The following is a 17,090-nucleotide window of genomic DNA, read 5'->3' on the forward strand; positions in this document are numbered from 1 at the left end:
TGCTCACCATCAGGTCAGGCGTGACACCCCGACCGGACGGGCCGCCTCCAGCCGCGTCTTGATCTCGAAGGACATCCTCTTCCCTGCCACCCGGCGGCTGTGGTTGAGCTTCGCCAGGTCGAGCCGCGCCGGATCACCGGGCGGCTCGGCGTGCAGGAAGTAATGCAGGATGACGCCGTCCATCACCGGCTGCAGCCAGACCTCCATGGTCCCGGTCAGCGCTCCGGCGACGGTCCAGCGCTGGCCGGCCGGGCCGCGGTCCTCGACCACCGTCAAACGCAGGTCCGGCCACCAGCGTCGCCAACTGGCGACGTCGGCGACGGCCTGCCCGACATCGACCGGGTCGGCGCATACAAAAGTCTCATCGGCGATCTGGACGCTGTTCATCACCGTCTAGCTTCACACATGGCCTCGCGGACCAATGACCGCACTGTGACCTGGCCGACGTGGCCGCCGACTAGGCTGTCGCGGGAGAAGATCCAATCGACCACCCGAGGGGCCAAGATCGTGCGTGAGTTCACCGTTCCGGCGTCGTTCGAGATCGCCGAGTACGACAGCGTCGTCAGCTCGGTGTACTCACACGAGCGGCAGGATCCCGACCATGTGATCTTCCAGCGTGTGGTCGACGGCAACTGGACCGATGTCACCTGCGCGCAGGCAGCCGCCCAGATCCGCTCGGTGGCTTTGGGATTGATCGCCCAGGGTGTACAGGTCGGCGACCGGGTCGCCATCCTGTCCGCCACCCGTTACGAATGGCCGATCATCGACTTCGCCATCCTGTCAGTCGGCGCGGTCACCGTGCCCATCTACGAGACATCGGCAGCCGAGCAGGTCCGCCACGTGTTGGACAACTCGTCGGCGGTGCTGGTCTTTGCCGAGACCGACGGCCACGCCGCCATCGTCGAGCAGATCAGGGACACGCTGCCCAACCTGCGCACCGTGCTGCGCGTGGAGGCGCTCGACGCGTTCGCCGAGACCGGCGCCGGTGTCGACCCGGCCGAACTGGACGCCCGGATCGCCGCCACCAAGTCCTCGGACCCGGCCACCCTGATCTACACCTCGGGTACCACCGGACTGCCGAAGGGCTGCCAGCTGACCCACGCCAACCTGCTCTCGGAGATGCGCGGCGCCAAGGCCTGCTTCCCGACCCATCTGGCCAAGGGCGAGAAGATGCTGGTGTTCCTGCCGCTGGCCCACGTGCTGGCCCGGGCGATCACCATCGCGGCCTTCGCCAACAAGGTCACCCTCGGCTTCACCAGCGACATCAAGAACCTGGTCCCGACCTTCGGGGTGTTCAAGCCGACCCTGGTGGTGTCGGTGCCGCGGGTGTTCGAGAAGGTCTACAACACCGCCGACCAGAACGCCATCGACGGCGGGAAGGGCCGCATCTTCGCACTCGCCGCGGACACCGCGATCGAGTACAGCAAGGCCCTGGACACGGGTGGACCCGGCCTGCTGCTCAAGGCCAAGCACGCGCTGTTCGACAAGCTGGTCTACGGCAAGCTGCGCGCCGCGCTCGGCGGCGACTGCCACGCCGCCATCTCCGGGGGCGCCCCGCTGGGCGCCCGGCTCGGGCACTTCTACCGCGGTGTCGGGCTGACCATCTACGAGGGCTACGGCCTCACCGAGACCAGCGCCGCCATCACCGTCAACCAGGTCGGGGCGATCAAGGTCGGTTCGGTCGGAAAGTTGTTGCCCGGCAACAGCATGAAGCTCGGTGACGACAACGAACTGCTGGTCCGCGGCGGCGTGGTGTTCGGCGGCTACTGGCAGAACGAGGAAGCCACCAGGGACGCCTTCACCGACGGCTGGTTCCACACCGGCGACCTCGGCGCCATCGATGCGGACGGCTTCCTGACGATCATCGGGCGCAAGAAGGAGATCATCGTCACCGCCGGCGGGAAGAACGTCGCCCCGGCCGTGCTGGAGGACAGGCTGCGGGCGCATCCGCTGATCAGCCAGGCGATGGCGGTCGGCGACGCGCAACCCTTCATCGCCGCACTGATCACCATCGATCCGGAGGCCTTCGTCAGCTGGAAGCAGCGCAACGGCAAGAACGGCGGCTCCTCGGTCGAGGAGCTGGCCCAGGATCCGGACCTGGTCGGCGAGATCGAACTGGCGGTCAGGGACGCCAACCTGGCGGTGTCCAAGGCCGGTGTCCAAGGCCGAGGCCATCCGCACCTTCCGCATCCTGCCGGTCGACTTCACCGAGGACACCGGCGAGCTCACGCCGACGCTCAAGGTCAAGCGCAAGGTGGTCGTGGAGAAGTTCGCCGACCACATCGCGGCGATCTACTCCTGACCGGTACTCCCGACCGCTACGCCTGACCGCTGCCGCCATCGGTCAGCAGCCTGTTCAGGCGCTCGCCCTGGGTGCGCCACTGCCAGTTCTCGACCACCCACGCCCGGCCCGCCGCACCCATCCGGGCGGCGGTGTCCGGGTCGGCGAGCAGATCGCCGACGGCGGTGACGATCTCGTCGACATCGGTGCCGTCGACCACCCGGCCGGTCTCCCCCTCGCGAACCGTCTCCGGTGCGCCCCCGGAGCGGCCGGCCACCACCGGCACCCCGCACGCCGAGGCCTCCAGGAACACGATGCCCAGGCCCTCGACGTCCAGACCGGCGCCGCGGGTCCGGCACGGCATGGCGAACACGTCGGCCATCGCATGATGGGCGGCCAGTTCCTCGCCCGGCACGCTGCCGGTGAACAGCACGTCGTCGGCGACGCCGCAGCGCCGCGCCAGCTTCTGCAGGCTCTCCCGGTACGGTCCGCCCCCGACGATCACCAGCGCGGCGCCGGGTACCCGCTGCCGGATCCGGTCGAGACCGCGGATCAGCATGTCCTGGCCCTTGCGCGGCACCAGCCGCGACAGGCACACCACCACCGGCCGGTCCCCCAGCCCGTACCGGCCCCGCAACGCCGCCCGGGCGGCGGGATCCGGGGTGAACCGGTCGATGTCCACGCCCGGTGACAGTCGTTCCAGGCAGGCCTGCGGACCGAAGGCCGCCGCGAACCGGCCGCGGGTGTAGCTGCTCACGTAGGTCACCACATCGGTGTGATCGCCGATGTGGCGCAGCGCATTCCGCGCCACCGGCAGCATCGACCAGCCCACTTCGTGGCCGTGTGTGCTGGCCAGCACGCGCGACGCCCCGGCGCTGCGGGCCAACGGCGCCAGCAGGGCCAGCGGCGCGGCCGCACCGAACCACACCGTCTCGATGTCGTGTTCGGCGATGAGGGCGCGCATCCGGTTGGCGACCGTCGGTTCCGGCACCATCAGCGTGGTCGGGTGCCGCACCACCCGGTAGCCCGCGTCGCGATCGTAAACCGACGCGCCCTTCCACTTCGGCGCGTACACCGTCAGATCGTGCTCACCGGCTGCGAGTTGACCGACGAAGGCCTCCAGATAGGACTGGATCCCGCCGCGGCGGGGCGGGAAGTCGTTGGTCACCAACAGCACCCGGGTCATCTGCGCTCCTCACTACGGTGCATGGCGGCCGGCGCCGCGGCTGGCGATGACGCTATCCGTTCATCCACTGCCGCCACTGCACCACCACCTCGTCGATCCCGGCGCCCAGGGTGTCCCGGACGGCCGTCGCCACATCCGGGTGTCCCGGCCCCGCCGCGCGCAGATACAGCTCGCGCAGGGTCCCCGGTCCGTAGCGGTCGGCGATGTAGCGGCTGAACCACCAGGCCCGGTCGTAACCCAGGGAGCGCGCCGCACCCGCGGTCTGCAGGTCGGTGTCCGACGGCAGCCGGGCCAGTTCGGCCGCCCGCTGCTGGCCGGGCACCGCGGTGGCCGGCCGGGCCACGTAGTCGGCGACTCCCTCGGTCAGCCACAGCGGCGCGTCGGCGACCGTGCGGGCGCGGGCCGCGTAGTGAAAAAGCTCATGGCGCACCACGATCCGCAGTGCGTCGTCGCTCATCTTCGCCGCGCCCGGGGCGAACACCATGCCCTCGGCGGTGGTGGCCGCGGCGATGTCGCTGCCGGCGTGGGCGAGGGCACCGAACTGTTCCTCGGAGCCGGTCACCACCACCGCGATCTCGCGCGGCCAGTCCGGGCCCCAGAAGTCGGAGACCGCGGCCGCGGCGGCGGGCAGTTCGGCGGTGATGCGATCGATCAGCTGCGTGGCGTGCGCGCCGCCGAGACCGCGCAGCTGCGCGGTGCGCCCGTCGGGCAGCTCGATGCTGATGCTGGCGGTTGTCGTGGTGGCGGTTGTCGTGGTGGGCGGACTCGACGACTCCGGGGTCAGGGTCGGGGTTGCGGCACAACCGGCCAGCAGGACCACCACGGAGAGTGCGCCCAGCAGGCGCACCGACTCAGTACCGACGGACGTTGTAGATGGGTGCGTTGTTGACCGGGGCGACCACGACGGGCTTCCCGAAGGTCGAGGCGTGCACCATCATGCCGTCACCGATGTAGATGCCGACGTGCGAGGCATCCGAGTAATAGGACACCACGTCACCGGGCTGCATCTGGTCGGTGGAGACCGGTTGGCCGCCGGCGGCCTGGGCGTAGCTGGAGTGCGGCAGCGAGATGCCGGCCTGCTGGAAGGCCCACTTCACCAGACCGGAGCAGTCGAACGCACCCGGGCCCTCCGCACCCCACGAATAGGGCGATCCGATCCGGGTCAGCGCGGCCTGCATGGCCACCACGGCCGGTCCGGAGCCGGGGGCCACGGGCGCGGCCTCCGGCGGAGCCATATCGCCGGGCGGGATGCCTTCCGGCGGGGCGGCCAGCACGCTGGGATCGTTGTTCGGCAACGCTTCGGGGCCCGGCAACGGGATCGTCGCGGGCACCGGCGGGATGGCCGCCAGCGTCTCCCGCTGGGCTGGTGTCAGCAGCTCGTACTGCGACTTGACGACGGCGATCTCGACCTGCAGTTTGCTTTGCTTTGCCTGCAGGTCCGCGCGCACCGCGGCGGCCTGCTCGGCCGCGGTCTTGGCGTTGGCGGCGGACTGCGCCGAGGCCGACTCGGCGTGGGCGGCCCGCACCGTGGTGTTGCGGAAGTTCTGCATCTGGGTCGACATCTCGGTGGCCATCACGCGCTGCACCGCGAGCTGGTCGATCAGCACCTGTGGCGAGCTGGCGGTCAGCATGGAGTCCAGGCCGTCGGTGCGCCCGCCCATGTACTGCGCGGCGGCGATCTTGTCCACGGAGCTCTGGAACTTAGCCAGATCGGCCCGGGCGGCATTCACCGCGGCGGTGTCGGCGGCGTGCTTCTCCTCGGCGGCGCGCTGCGCGGCCAGCTTGTTGTCCAGATCCAGCTGGGCGGCGTGCATGTTCTCGGTGGCGATCTCGGCCTGGTGGGAGAGCTCGTTGAGCTTCGCCAGCGCATCGTCGGCCGGGTCGGCCTGCACACTGGTGGCCAGCATGCCGCCGAATATCGTGAGACCTGCCATCGCACCGATCAAAGGTCGCCGGACGCCACTCATACGTCGGTGTGTGCGATCAGGCCTCAAGATATTGCGTCCTTACAGCTGCGCTTCTGCCGCGACGAGTCGCTATCAGGTCTCGAACAGGTTACGAAATGGCATCGGGCTTGTCCAACGGAAGACGTGAATTTAACAGCTGCCCGGAATAGACGCGCCGCTTCTCAGCGTTGCTGGAGGTCACCCGCGTGTCCTCATGCCACTCCAGTTCTACCATCCCGACGCTCATCCCGATGGATCGGAACGAGCCGCAGCCGCGGTGCGAGCCCGACCTCGGCAAGCACCTCCAGCGCCTGCCGCTCGTCATCCAGCAACGTTTGCGGGACACCGAGCAGAACGCTGACCACGCAGTCCTGGCACCCCGGGCCACGCACGGCGCAGTCGTCGCAATCGATCACCACGGAGCCGGTGTCCAGCCGTTCGCCGGGTTGATGCCGGGGGGCCTGTTCCTCGTTCATCGTTCGTCCTCTCGTTCTCGGTATCCCCCGCACCGTAACGACGGGTACCGACACGCCCGGATGAGAGCGACACGGCACGATCCGCGCCGTGTCGGTCCCGGCGCCTAACGTCTCGGACGTGCAGCAGCTGAGCTTTGGCGACGTGGACCCGTCCGGCGGCTTCGCCGATGGTGACCCACTCGCCGGTCTGCCGCTGGCCGACACCACCTTCGTGGTGGTCGATCTGGAGACCACCGGTGGGCGCGCCACCGCCAGCACCCCCGGCGGCAGCGACCACGACGCCATCACCGAGATCGGGGCGGTCAAGATCCGCGGCGGTGTGGTGCTCGGCGAACTGGGCACCCTGGTCGATCCGGGCCGCAGCATTCCGCCGCAGATCGTCGCGCTGACCGGGATCACCTCGGCGATGGTCTACGACGCACCCCGGATCGACAGCGTGCTGCCGGCGTTCCTGGAGTTCTCCCGGGGCGCGGTTCTCGTCGCGCACAACGCCGGATTCGACATCGGATTCCTGCGGGCCGCCGCCCAGCGACTCGGCCTGCCCTGGCCGCGGCCGCAGGTGCTGTGCACGGTGAAGCTGGCGCGCCGGGTGTTGACCCGCGACGAGGCGCCCAGCGTGAAGCTCTCGGCGCTCGCGCGACTGTTCGGCGCCTCCACCACGCCCACCCACCGGGCGCTCGACGATGCCCGCGCCACCGTCGACGTCCTGCACGGGCTCATCGAGCGGGTGGGCAACCAGGGGGTGCGCACCTACCCCGAGTTGCGGGCCTACCTCCCCGACGCGGCCGCCCCGCAGCGACGCAAGCGGCATCTGGCCGACGGCGTGCCGTCGGTACCCGGTGTGTACCTGTTCCGCGGTCCCGGCGACGAGGCGCTCTACATCGGCACCGCGGTGGATCTGCGCCGCCGGGTCGGCCAGTACTTCACCGGCGCGGACCCGCGCACCCGGATGAAGGAGATGGTGGCATTGGCCACCCGGGTCGACCATGTCGAGTGCGCGCATGAACTGGAGGCCGGGGTACGCGAACTCCGGCTACTGGCCGCGCACGCCCCGCCGTACAACCGCCGGTCCAAGTTCCCCCGCCGGTGGTGGTGGATCACGCTGACCGACGAGGCGTTCCCCCGGTTCTCGATCGTGCGCGCGCCCCGCAGCCGGCACGCGATCGGCCCGTTCACCTCCCGCGCGGACGCGGTCGGCACCGTCGACGTGCTGGCCCGCGGTACCGGGGTGCGGACCTGTACCGCGCGGCTGGCCCGCAGCGCCCGTCATGTCTGCGAGGAACGCGAACTCTCCCCCTGCCCCGCACCCCACGGGCTCGATATGGCGCAGTATGCGAGCGCACCGCGCCGGGCCGCCGCGCTCATCGACGGCACCGACAGTTCCGCCTTCGCCACGGTGCTGGGCGAGATCGAGGAACTCGCCGGCCTGCACCGCTACGAGACCGCGGCCCGGCTGCGCGACCACACCGCGGCGGCGGTGGAGACGACCTGGCGCGGGCAGCGGCTGCAGGCGCTGGCCGCGGTGGACGAACTGATCGCGGCGCGACCGGACGGGCGCGGCGGCTGGGAGCTGGCCGTCATCCGGCACGGGCAGCTGGCGGCCGCCGGGTGCGCCCGCCGTGGTGTCCCACCGATGCCCGTCGTCGAAGCCATCACGGCTGCGGCACAGACGATCCTGCCCGCCCAGGCACCGCTCGGCGGCGCACTGGTGGAGGAGACGGCACTGATCACCCGGTGGTTGACCGGTCCGGGCGTGCGAATCGTGAGCGCCGAACCCGGCTATGCCAGCCCGGTCGGCTGTGCGGCCCGGTGGGTGGAATGGGCGGCCACCGCCCGCTCGGCCCGGCTGGCCGCCCGCCGGTCTGATACCGACTTGGACAGTGCCGCAGACGATCTCGACGACCGCTACGGCGTGCGCCGGCCGCGCCGGCCGCACGCCGAGGCGGTCTGAGTCAGCTGGCCGCCTTCTGGGTGAATCGCACCCAGTTCGCCAGAAGTCGTTCTGCCGCACCGGAATCGATCGCGTCGGCGGCACGGGCCAAACCGGACTCCCAGGCCGGAACCCACTTCGCGTCGCCGGAGAGCCCGGCGTACGCGACCATCGCACCGGCGGCGTTGAGCACCACGGCGTCGCGCACCGGGCCCTTCGCGCCGCCCAGCACCGCGCGCACCGAGGCGGCGTTGGCCTCGGCGTCCCCGCCCACCAACTCGCTCAGGTCGGCGCGCCGGAAACCGAAGGCCGCCGGGTCCAGCGTCAGCCGTTCCACCGTGCCGGCCTGCACCCGCCAGATCGTGCTGGTGGTCGTGGTGGTCAGTTCGTCGAGGCCGTCGTCGCCGTGCACCACCAGCACGCTGGCGCCGCGGGCGGCGAACACCCCAGCCATCACCTCGGCGAGGTCCCCCCACGCGCAACCGATCAATCCGGCCCGCGGAGCCGCCGGGTTCGTCAACGGACCGAGCAGATTGAAGACCGTCGGCACCCCGATCTCGCGACGCACCACCGACGCGTGCCGGTAAGAGGGGTGGAACTGAGGCGCGAAGGCGAACCCGATACCCACCTCGGCGACGCTGCGGGCCACCTCGTCGGGCCCGAGGTCGATGCGGACCCCGAGTGCCTCCAGGGTGTCGGCGCCACCGGACAGCGAGGATGCCGCCCGGTTGCCGTGCTTGATCACCGGCACGCCCGCGGCGGCGGTCACGATCGAGGCCATCGTGGACAGGTTGACGGTGTTCGATCCGTCGCCGCCGGTGCCGACGATGTCGACAGCGTCGGTGCCGATCGCGGCGGCCGGGATGCGGCGGGCGTGCTTGAGCATCGTGTCGGCCAGTTCGGTGACCTCCGCGGAGGTCGGCCGCTTCATCCGCATCGCGACCGCGAAGCCGGAGATCTGCGCGGGAGTCGCCGTCCCGGTCATGATCTGGTCCATCGCCCATGCAGCCTGGCCACGCCCCAGATCCTGATGAGTGGTGAGGCGGCCCAGAATCTTCGGCCAGGTGCTGGACATTTCGGATGCGTTCTCGGCGGATGACACGCCGTGATGCTATCGCTCTGCCGCGGCCCGAACCGAGGCCGTACGCAGTCAATACCAGGACACGTTTCAACTCAATTACGAACCCGGGTGGAGTTAATCAACTACAAAGCGTCATACTTGCTCCTGTGACGAGCGCTGTTGGGACTTCCGGGACCGCGATCACCTCCCGCGTACATTCGCTGAACCGACCGAATATGGTCAGTGTTGGCACCATCGTGTGGCTTTCCAGTGAACTGATGTTCTTTGCTGGACTCTTCGCGATGTACTTCACTGCGCGGGCTCAGGCGCAGGGCGCATGGCCGCCCGAGCCGACTGAGCTCAACCTGTGGCTTGCCGTACCGGTGACCGCGGTGCTGATCGCTTCTTCTTTCACCTGCCAGATGGGCGTGTTCGCCGCCGAGCGCGGCGACGTGTTCGGGCTGCGCCGGTGGTACGTGATCACGCTGTTGATGGGGACGTTCTTCGTTCTCGGTCAGGCCTACGAATACGTCCACCTCGTGCAGCACGGCACCACCATTCCGGGCAGTGCCTACGGGTCGGTGTTCTATCTGGCCACCGGTTTCCACGGCCTGCACGTGATCGGCGGTCTGGTCGCCTTCGTCTTCCTGCTCATCCGCACCAGGATGTCCAAGTTCACGCCTGCCCAGGCGACCGCCGCGATCGTGGTGTCGTACTACTGGCACTTCGTCGACATCGTGTGGATCGCTCTGTTCGCCGTCATCTACTTCGTCCGATGATCGGCAAGCCGATGCGTCGGACGATCGGCTCCGCCGATGTGTCCGGTGAAAGTCACGCCATGAGAAGGGGTTCGATGACCAGCAAGTCTCGCCGCCGGTTACGCCGGCGACTGTCCGCGGCGGTACTGCTGCTGCTCGGACTGTCTGCCGCAGGCGTCACCGCCGCCACCCTGACGCCCACCCCGCAGGTCGCGGTGGCCGACGAGTCGCAGTCCGCCCTGTTGCGCACCGGCGAGCAGCTGTTCGAGACCTCGTGCATCAGCTGCCACGGCGCCAACCTGCAGGGTGTTCCCGACCGTGGTCCGAGCCTGATCGGCACCGGCGAGGCCGCCGTGTACTTCCAGGTCTCCACCGGCCGTATGCCCGCCATGCGTGGCGAGGCTCAGGCACCGCGCAAGGCTCCGGTGTTCGACGAGCACCAGACCGATGCGCTGGGCGCCTACGTGCAGGCCAACGGCGGCGGACCCGTCGTCCCTCGTGAGGCCAACGGCCACATCGCCGATGCGTCGCTGCTCTCCGGCGACGTCGCCCGCGGTGGCGACCTGTTCCGGCTGAACTGCGCCTCGTGCCACAACTTCACCGGTAAGGGCGGCGCGCTGTCCTCCGGTAAGTACGCACCGGACCTCGGCGAGGCCGCCAAGGTGCCCGCACAGGTCTACACGGCCATGCTCACCGGCCCGCAGAACATGCCGAAGTTCTCCGATCGTCAGCTCTCCCCCGAGGAGAAGGCCGACATCGTGACCTACGTGTCCGAAGCGGCCAACACCCCGGATCCGGGCGGCTACGGCCTCGGCGGATTCGGACCCACCACCGAAGGCATGGCCATCTGGATCATCGGGATGGTCGCTGCCGTCGCCATGACGTTGTGGATCGGAGCTCGCGCATGAGCGGGGACGTCAAGGGCAGTGACACCTCGGGCGCCGCAGTGCCCGGGCAGCCCACCGACGCCGAACTGGCGGAGATGTCACGCGAAGAACTGCTGGCCCTGGGCGGCAAGCTCGACGGTGTCGAGGTCGTCTACAAGGAACCGCGGTGGCCGGTCGAGGGCACCAAGGCCGAGAAGCGGGCTTCCCGCACCGTCGCCTACTGGCTGCTGGCCGGTGGCTTCTTCGGCCTGGCACTGCTGCTGGTCTTCCTGTTCTGGCCGTGGGAGCACGTCCCCTACGGCGAGGAAGGCGAGCGCCTCTACACGCTGGCCACCCCGCTGTACGGCTTCACCTTCGGCATGTCGATCCTGTGCATCGGTATCGGCGCGGTGCTCTTCCAGAAGAAGTTCATCCCCGAAGAGATCACCATCCAGGACCGCCACGACGGCGCCTCCGCGGAGATCCACCGCAAGACCATCGTCGCGAACCTGACCGATGCGCTTGAGGGTTCGACCATCAAGCGGCGCAAGCTGATCGGCCTGTCGATGGGCATCGGCCTCGGTGCGTTCGGCCTGGGCACCCTGGTGGCCTTCATGGGCGGTCTGATCAAGAACCCGTGGAAGCCCGTCGTGCCGACGGCCGACGGCAAGAAGGCCGTGCTGTGGACCTCCGGGTGGACCCCGCGGTTCCACGGCGAGACCATTTACCTGGCCCGCGCGACCGGTATCCCCGGCGAATCGCCCTTCGTGAAGATGCGCCCCGAGGACATCGACGCCGGCGGTATGGAGACGGTGTTCCCGTGGCGCGAATCCGACGGCGACGGGACCACCGTGGAGTCCAGCCACCACCTGTTCGAGGTGGCGATGGGCGTCCGCAACCCGGTGATGCTGATCCGCATCAAGCCGCAGGACATGAAGAAGGTCGTCAAGCGGCAGGGCCAGGAGAGCTTCAACTTCGGCGAGCTGTTCGCCTACACGAAGGTCTGCTCGCACCTGGGCTGCCCGTCCTCGCTGTACGAGCAGCAGACCTACCGCATTCTGTGCCCGTGCCACCAGTCGCAGTTCGACGCACTGCATTTCGCCCGGCCGATCTTCGGCCCGGCGGCCCGCGCACTGGCACAGCTGCCCATCACCATTGACAAGGACGGCTACCTGGTCGCCAACGGCGACTTCATCGAACCCGTCGGACCGGCATTCTGGGAGCGCAAATCATGAGTCCCAAGCTCGGAGAAATCGCAGCCAAGCAGGGCGACGCGATCGACTCCCGGTATCACCCGTCCGCCGCCGTACGCCGCGGAGTCCTGAACAAGGTCTTCCCCACCCACTGGTCCTTCCTGCTGGGTGAGATCGCGCTGTACAGCTTCATCATCCTGTTGATCACGGGTGTGTGGCTGACGCTGTTCTTCGATCCGTCGATGGCGCACGTGACCTACGAGGGCGTGTACCAACCGCTACGCGGTGTGCAGATGTCGCGGGCCTACGAATCGGCGCTGGAGATCAGCTTCGAGGTGCGCGGCGGCCTGTTCGTCCGCCAGATCCACCACTGGGCGGCGCTGCTGTTCGCGGCGTCGATCATGGTGCACCTGGCGCGCATCTTCTTCACCGGCGCGTTCCGCCGGCCGCGTGAGGCCAACTGGGTCATCGGCTCGCTGCTGCTGATCCTGGCGATGTTCGAGGGTTACTTCGGTTACTCGCTGCCCGACGATCTGCTCTCGGGCACCGGCCTGCGTGCCGCGTTCTCCTCGATCACCCTGGGCATGCCGGTCATCGGCACCTGGCTGCACTGGGCCCTGTTCGGCGGTGACTTCCCGGGCGAGATCATCATCCCGCGGTTGTACGCCCTGCACATCCTGCTGATCCCGGGAATCATGCTGGCGCTCATCGGCGCCCACATGGCGCTGGTGTGGTTCCAGAAGCACACCCAGTTCCCCGGCCCCGGCCGGACCGAGAAGAACGTCGTCGGCGTGCGCGTCATGCCGGTGTTCGCGGTGAAGTCGGGCGCGTTCTTCGCCCTCATCACCGGCCTGCTCGGCCTGATGGGCGGTCTGCTGCAGATCAACCCGATCTGGGTGCTCGGCCCGTACAAGCCCTCGCAGATCTCGGCGGGTAGCCAGCCGGACTTCTACATGATGTGGACCGACGGCCTGGCCCGTACCTGGCCGGCCTGGGAGTTCTACATCGGCAACTACACGATCCCGCAGTCGGTGTGGGTGGCGCTGGGCATGGGTCTGGTCTTCGGCCTGCTGATCGCCTACCCCTTCATCGAGAAGAAGCTCACCGGCGACGATGCGCACCACAACCTGTTGCAGCGTCCCCGTGACGCACCGACACGTACCGCTGTGGGTGCCGCCGCGATCGCGTTCTACCTGCTCATGACCTTCATGTGCATGAACGACATCATCGCGCTGAAGTTCCACATCTCGCTGAACGCGACGACCTGGATCGGCCGTATCGGCATGGTCGTGCTGCCGATGATCGTCTACTACATCACCTACCGGTGGGCGATCAGCCTGCAGCGCAGCGACCGTGCGGTGCTGGAGCACGGCATCGAGACGGGCATCATCACGCGGCTTCCGCACGGTGCCTACATCGAGCTGCACCAGCCGCTCGGCCCGGTCGACGAGCATGGGCATCCGATTCCGCTGGAGTACCAGGGCGCACCACTGCCCAAGCGGATGAACAAGCTCGGCTCCGCGGGCGAACCGGGCAGCGGCAGCTTCCTGTTCCCCGATCCGATCGAAGAGCACGAAGCACTCGCCGAGGCGGCACATGCCGCCGAGCACAAGGCGATCGCGGTGCTCAGCGAGTACCAGGGAACCGAGGGAACGAACGGATCCAACGGGCACCACTAGTCCGTGGATCGCCAGGAGGCCCGCGCAGCCATGCTGCGCGGGCCTTCTTGGTTTCCGGGCGGCAGCCCGGGAAGGGACCGGACACATGCGACTGTGGTCACTGCACCCGCGGGCCCTGGACAGCCGCGGCCTGGTGGCGTGCTGGCGGGAGGCGCTGCTTGCCCAGAAGGTGCTGCAGGGGAAGACGAAGGGGTTCCGCAATCACCCTCAGCTCGACCGCTTCAAGGCCTACCCCAGTAGCGCGGCGCCCACTCCCCTACCCGCCATCGGGGCCTACCTCTGGGTGGTGGCCGATGAGGCGCAGCGCCGCGGTTACCGGTTCAACCGGGACCTGATCGTCGAGCCGCCGGCCGCGGTGGTGGCACTGATCGACGTACCGATCGGCCAGATCGACTACGAGCGTTGGCTGTTGGCCGCGAAATGCCGGGAGCGCGGCAGCGCGCCGGAGGGCTTCGGGCCCGCGGACGTCGATCCGACGCCGCATCCGTTGTTCCAGACGGTGCCCGGCCCCGTCGAACCGTGGGAACGCGTCCTGCCCGAATTCGGCTGACCCGCACGGGTCAGGGAGCGGCAGCGACGGGTTCAGGGAGCGAAGCTCAGTGGGCGCCGGTCACCGCGCGCAACTCGCGCAGGTAGAACCACGGCAGCACCGGCATGGCGACGGTGACGATACCGGCGACGATGTAGAACGCGATCGCTGCGCTCCCACTGTCGGTGGCCATCAGGTAGGTGGCGGCACCGACGGCGAGGACAGCCGCGCCCACCGCACACCCGATGGACAATCCGCACCGCACGTACACCTGGTCGGCGAGTGCGGCGCCGCGGCCGCCCAGCCCGCCGGCGTCGCCGACGCTGCGCGCGGTCTCCTGCCGGCGTCGCTCCGCCCGGGTGGGGACCGCGGCGATGTCCTCGGCCACCGATCCCCCGGCCGGGGTGTGATCGCGGATCGGCCGGTGCCCGTTCTGCCGCCGCGCCCGCACCAGCAGCGGGATCGCGATCACGATCACCGCGGCCGATATACCGATGACCGTGTACAGCACCCAGGGTGTCTCGGAGCCGGAGGCCTCGGAGAGTTCGGCGCGCACGGTGCCGCGTCCGTTGGCCAGATCGACCAGGGCGACCGTCGCGGCGACCGCCGCGCCCAGAGCCGCCAGCCAGATCACCGCGCAGACCCCGAGCAGGATGCGTTCCAGGTTGTCCGGGCCGGACAGGGTACGTCGGGTGGTTTCAGTGTCTTTGAGCATCAGCAACTTGTCTGTGCGGCGTTACCGGTATTGGACGACAGCACGGTGCCGTCGCTGGTGGTGATCGAGCAGTTCAGCTTGCTCACCAGGAACAGGCTGGACGCCTGTACCGAGCCGACCTCGGACTGCGAGATCGGGGTCACCGTCAACGACCACGGGATGTAGACGTTGCGCTGGGTCCGGCTGCGTCCGGACGCGTCGATGTAGGTGACGGTGATGATGTCGCCGGGAGCCTTGGTGCCGGTGACCGAGTAGGTCACCTGGCGCGGGCCGGCCGGCCGGGTGGTGGTCGGCGGAGGCGGGGGCGCCTCACTGGTGACCGGCGGCGGTGCCGGTTCCTCGGCCGCCGGTGGCGGGGGCGGCGGCTCCTGCGTCACCGTCACCGTCTCGGGCGGCGGGGGCGGCGGTTCCTCGCTGGGCGGCGGCGGCGGTGGCGGCGGTTCCTCGCTTGCCGGCGGCGGTGGCGTCGTGGTGATCGCGTCCTGCACCGGCGGGGCCGAGGTGGTCGACGTCTGCGGGTTCGCCAGACCGGTGTTGTCGGTCCGGGTGACCAGCAGTGCGACCGAGGCGACCAGCGCCACCGCGGCGACGATGGCCACCACACCGACCACCCAGGGCCAGCGCGGCGGCGGGCCCTGCTCCGGGTCGGTCAGCGCGTAGTTGTCGTAGTCGTACAGCGCCGGGTCCGGCGGCACGTACGGCGCGCTGCTGAACTGCTCGGATTCCGGGGCGGAGTACGCCCGCGAATGGATGTCGGTCTCGTCGGTGCGGGGTTTGTTGTCCGCACCCGAAGACTCCGGTCCTGACGGCCCGCTCATCTGCTACTACCTCGGCCTATCCTTCTCGTCTGCTGCCTCGGCAACACTACCGAACCAGGCGACGGCGGGGACCACGCCACGACGGCGCGTCAGCGAACTGACGCACGGTTGTGACCTGGGGGGAAAGAGGTCAGTGCTTCTCGGGGCCGATGTAGTACTCGAAGACCAGCCCGGCCGACGACGCCAGCACGAAGCAGATGCCCGCGACCATCAGCCACGGCAGCCACATCGCCGTACCGACCGCGGCCACGGAGAAGGACAGCGCGATCAGGATCGGCCACCAGCTGTGCGGGCTGTAGAAGCCCAGTTCGCCGGCGCCGTCACTGATCTCGGCGTCTTCGTAGTCTTCCGGCCGGGTGTCGAGACGGCGCGCGACGAACCGGAAGAAGGTGCCGGTGATCAGGCTCAGCCCGGTGCTCAGCACCAGCGCGGTGGTACCCGCCCACTCGACGCCACCCGGGGCGAACATCGCGGTCAACACGGCGTAGACGATCGCGCACAGCGCGAAGAACGCAGTCAGGAACTCGAACAACCTGGCTTCGATATGCATGTGTCAATCCCTACTTGCTCGCCTGGGCGGGAGCACCAACCTGCTCGCCGCGACGGGAATCGAACGGAGCTGTCGTGGTGGCCAACGGAGCCTGGTTGATGGCCTCCAGCGCCTGGGCATTGGTGAGGCCGGCGGTCCGGGCGTCGAGGTAGGCCTTGAAGTCGTTGGGCTCAACGACGCGCACCTCGAAGTTCATCATCGCGTGGTAGGTGCCGCACATCTCGGTGCAGCGTCCGACGAAGGCACCGGTCTGCTCGATCTCGCTGACCTGGAACACGTTGTCGGAGTTGTTCTCCTTGGGGTTGGGCAGCACGTCCCGCTTGAACAGGAACTCCGGCACCCAGAAGCCGTGGATCACGTCCGCCGAGGCGATCTGGAACTCGATGCGCTTGCCCTTGGGCAGCACCAGGACCGGGATCTCGGTGCTGGTGCCGAGGGTCTCGATCTTGTCGAAGTTCAGGTAGCTGCGGTCCTCGCCGTTACGGCCGGCGATCGGGCCCACCTGCTTGATACCGTGCGCATCGACGCCGTCGGGCGCCGACTCCATGGCCGCCTTGCGCTCATTGTCGACACCGTCATAGGACAGCGTGCCGTCGGCGAATTCGATCTTCTGGTAACCGAACTTCCAGTTCCACTGGAAGGCGGTCACGTCGATGACGACCTCGGGGTTGGGATCCTTGTGCAGCATCCGCTCCTGCACGACCACGGTGAAGTAGAACAGCACCGAGATGATGAGGAAGGGCACCACGGTCAGCACCAGTTCCAGCGGCATGTTGTAGCCGAACTGGCGGGGCAGCTCCGTGTCGGTCTTCTTCTTGCGGTGGAACGCGCTGGTCCAGAAGATCAGCGCCCACACGATGCCACCGACGACGAACGACGCGATGACCGACCAGACCCAGAGGTCACGATTCAATCGGGCTTCGGGGGTGATGCCCTCGGGCCACCCCAGGCCGAATACGTCCTGGTAGTTGCAGCCACTGAGCAGGATGGTCATACCACCCAGAACCACTGACAACGCCACCAAACGGTACCCGCGAGCGGTCACGTCGGCGCCTCCTAAATGAAGTCGGTGAACCGCAACGCGGTCGGTCAAACTTGGCGAA

16 protein-coding genes and 1 pseudogene are annotated in these 17,090 nt (G+C 68.7%); 7 read left to right on the forward strand and 10 right to left on the reverse strand.

All coding sequences use genetic code 11. The annotated features are described in order from the left end of the window. Positions 1 to 9: 9 nt before the first annotated feature. A complete protein-coding gene (locus K0O62_RS17785; protein WP_073854124.1) occupies positions 10 to 387 on the reverse strand; it encodes a polyketide cyclase / dehydrase and lipid transport in 378 nt (125 codons plus the stop codon). A gap of 120 nt (positions 388 to 507) precedes the next feature. Between K0O62_RS17785 and K0O62_RS17790 the strand changes: the two are divergent. Beyond that, a pseudogene (locus K0O62_RS17790) lies at positions 508 to 2,302 on the forward strand (AMP-dependent synthetase/ligase). A gap of 16 nt (positions 2,303 to 2,318) precedes the next feature. Here the strand turns inward: K0O62_RS17790 and K0O62_RS17795 are convergent. From K0O62_RS17795 to K0O62_RS17810, 4 genes are all read right to left on the reverse strand, one after another. Further along, positions 2,319 to 3,467 (reverse strand): glycosyltransferase family 4 protein, encoded by a 1,149-nt coding sequence (locus K0O62_RS17795; protein WP_073854120.1) that lies wholly within the window; start codon positions 3,465 to 3,467, stop codon positions 2,319 to 2,321. Between the two features lie 52 nt (positions 3,468 to 3,519). Continuing rightward, positions 3,520 to 4,314: a basic secretory protein-like protein gene (locus K0O62_RS17800; RefSeq protein ID WP_073854118.1), complete on the reverse strand. Its 795-nt coding sequence runs from the start codon at positions 4,312 to 4,314 to the stop codon at positions 3,520 to 3,522. Between the two features lie 4 nt (positions 4,315 to 4,318). Next, on the reverse strand, positions 4,319 to 5,461 hold the full coding sequence (gene ripC / locus K0O62_RS17805) for a peptidoglycan hydrolase RipC (protein ID WP_073854116.1): 1,143 nt from the start codon (positions 5,459 to 5,461) through the stop codon (positions 4,319 to 4,321). A 164-nt stretch (positions 5,462 to 5,625) separates the two neighbouring features. Further along, complete coding sequence (locus tag K0O62_RS17810; RefSeq protein WP_073854114.1) at positions 5,626 to 5,889, reverse strand: hypothetical protein; 264 nt, start codon at positions 5,887 to 5,889, stop codon at positions 5,626 to 5,628. Between the two features lie 118 nt (positions 5,890 to 6,007). Here K0O62_RS17810 and K0O62_RS17815 point away from each other — a divergent pair, with 118 nt between their 5' ends. Continuing rightward, complete coding sequence (locus K0O62_RS17815; protein ID WP_083603685.1) at positions 6,008 to 7,840, forward strand: DEDD exonuclease domain-containing protein; 1,833 nt, start codon at positions 6,008 to 6,010, stop codon at positions 7,838 to 7,840. A gap of 1 nt (position 7,841) precedes the next feature. Here the strand turns inward: K0O62_RS17815 and trpD are convergent, their stop codons facing one another. Continuing rightward, positions 7,842 to 8,894, reverse strand: a complete 1,053-nt coding sequence (trpD, locus tag K0O62_RS17820) for an anthranilate phosphoribosyltransferase (protein WP_073854110.1) — start codon at positions 8,892 to 8,894, stop codon at positions 7,842 to 7,844. A 152-nt stretch (positions 8,895 to 9,046) separates the two neighbouring features. On the opposite strand from trpD, the gene ctaE reads away from it, so the two are divergent. The 5 genes from ctaE to K0O62_RS17845 all read left to right on the forward strand — a co-directional run bounded on the left by ctaE (position 9,047) and on the right by K0O62_RS17845 (position 13,925). Continuing rightward, entirely contained in the window at positions 9,047 to 9,658 is a 612-nt protein-coding gene (ctaE, locus tag K0O62_RS17825; protein ID WP_073854108.1) for an aa3-type cytochrome oxidase subunit III, read from the forward strand. A 74-nt stretch (positions 9,659 to 9,732) separates the two neighbouring features. Beyond that, positions 9,733 to 10,545, forward strand: a complete 813-nt coding sequence (qcrC, locus tag K0O62_RS17830; protein WP_073854421.1) for a cytochrome bc1 complex diheme cytochrome c subunit — start codon at positions 9,733 to 9,735, stop codon at positions 10,543 to 10,545. After that, positions 10,542 to 11,738 (forward strand): cytochrome bc1 complex Rieske iron-sulfur subunit, encoded by a 1,197-nt coding sequence (gene qcrA / locus K0O62_RS17835; RefSeq protein WP_073854106.1) that lies wholly within the window; start codon positions 10,542 to 10,544, stop codon positions 11,736 to 11,738. Before qcrC ends, qcrA begins: the two co-directional genes overlap by 4 nt. Next, positions 11,735 to 13,375 (forward strand): cytochrome bc1 complex cytochrome b subunit, encoded by a 1,641-nt coding sequence (gene qcrB / locus K0O62_RS17840; RefSeq protein ID WP_073854104.1) that lies wholly within the window; start codon positions 11,735 to 11,737, stop codon positions 13,373 to 13,375. Before qcrA ends, qcrB begins: the two co-directional genes overlap by 4 nt. Before the next feature lie 85 nt (positions 13,376 to 13,460). Next, positions 13,461 to 13,925 (forward strand): pyrimidine dimer DNA glycosylase/endonuclease V, encoded by a 465-nt coding sequence (locus K0O62_RS17845; protein ID WP_073854102.1) that lies wholly within the window; start codon positions 13,461 to 13,463, stop codon positions 13,923 to 13,925. 46 nt (positions 13,926 to 13,971) lie between these two features. Here the strand turns inward: K0O62_RS17845 and K0O62_RS17850 are convergent, their stop codons facing one another. The 4 genes from K0O62_RS17850 to ctaC all read right to left on the reverse strand — a co-directional run bounded on the left by K0O62_RS17850 (position 13,972) and on the right by ctaC (position 17,032). Further along, the gene (locus K0O62_RS17850) at positions 13,972 to 14,619 is read right to left on the reverse strand and encodes a DUF2561 family protein (protein ID WP_073854100.1); all 648 of its coding nucleotides are present in this window, start codon (positions 14,617 to 14,619) and stop codon (positions 13,972 to 13,974) included. Further along, positions 14,619 to 15,437, reverse strand: coding sequence for an MmpS family transport accessory protein (locus tag K0O62_RS17855; RefSeq protein ID WP_073854098.1), 819 nt, complete (start codon positions 15,435 to 15,437; stop codon positions 14,619 to 14,621). Before K0O62_RS17855 ends, K0O62_RS17850 begins: the two co-directional genes overlap by 1 nt. A gap of 130 nt (positions 15,438 to 15,567) precedes the next feature. Continuing rightward, on the reverse strand, positions 15,568 to 15,987 hold the full coding sequence (locus tag K0O62_RS17860) for a cytochrome c oxidase subunit 4 (protein ID WP_073854096.1): 420 nt from the start codon (positions 15,985 to 15,987) through the stop codon (positions 15,568 to 15,570). A 10-nt stretch (positions 15,988 to 15,997) separates the two neighbouring features. After that, positions 15,998 to 17,032 (reverse strand): aa3-type cytochrome oxidase subunit II, encoded by a 1,035-nt coding sequence (gene ctaC, locus K0O62_RS17865; protein ID WP_073854094.1) that lies wholly within the window; start codon positions 17,030 to 17,032, stop codon positions 15,998 to 16,000. Between the last annotated feature and the right edge of the window lie 58 nt (positions 17,033 to 17,090).

This window comes from Mycolicibacterium diernhoferi (assembly GCF_019456655.1).
Classification (GTDB): Bacteria; Actinomycetota; Actinomycetes; order Mycobacteriales; family Mycobacteriaceae; genus Mycobacterium; species Mycobacterium diernhoferi.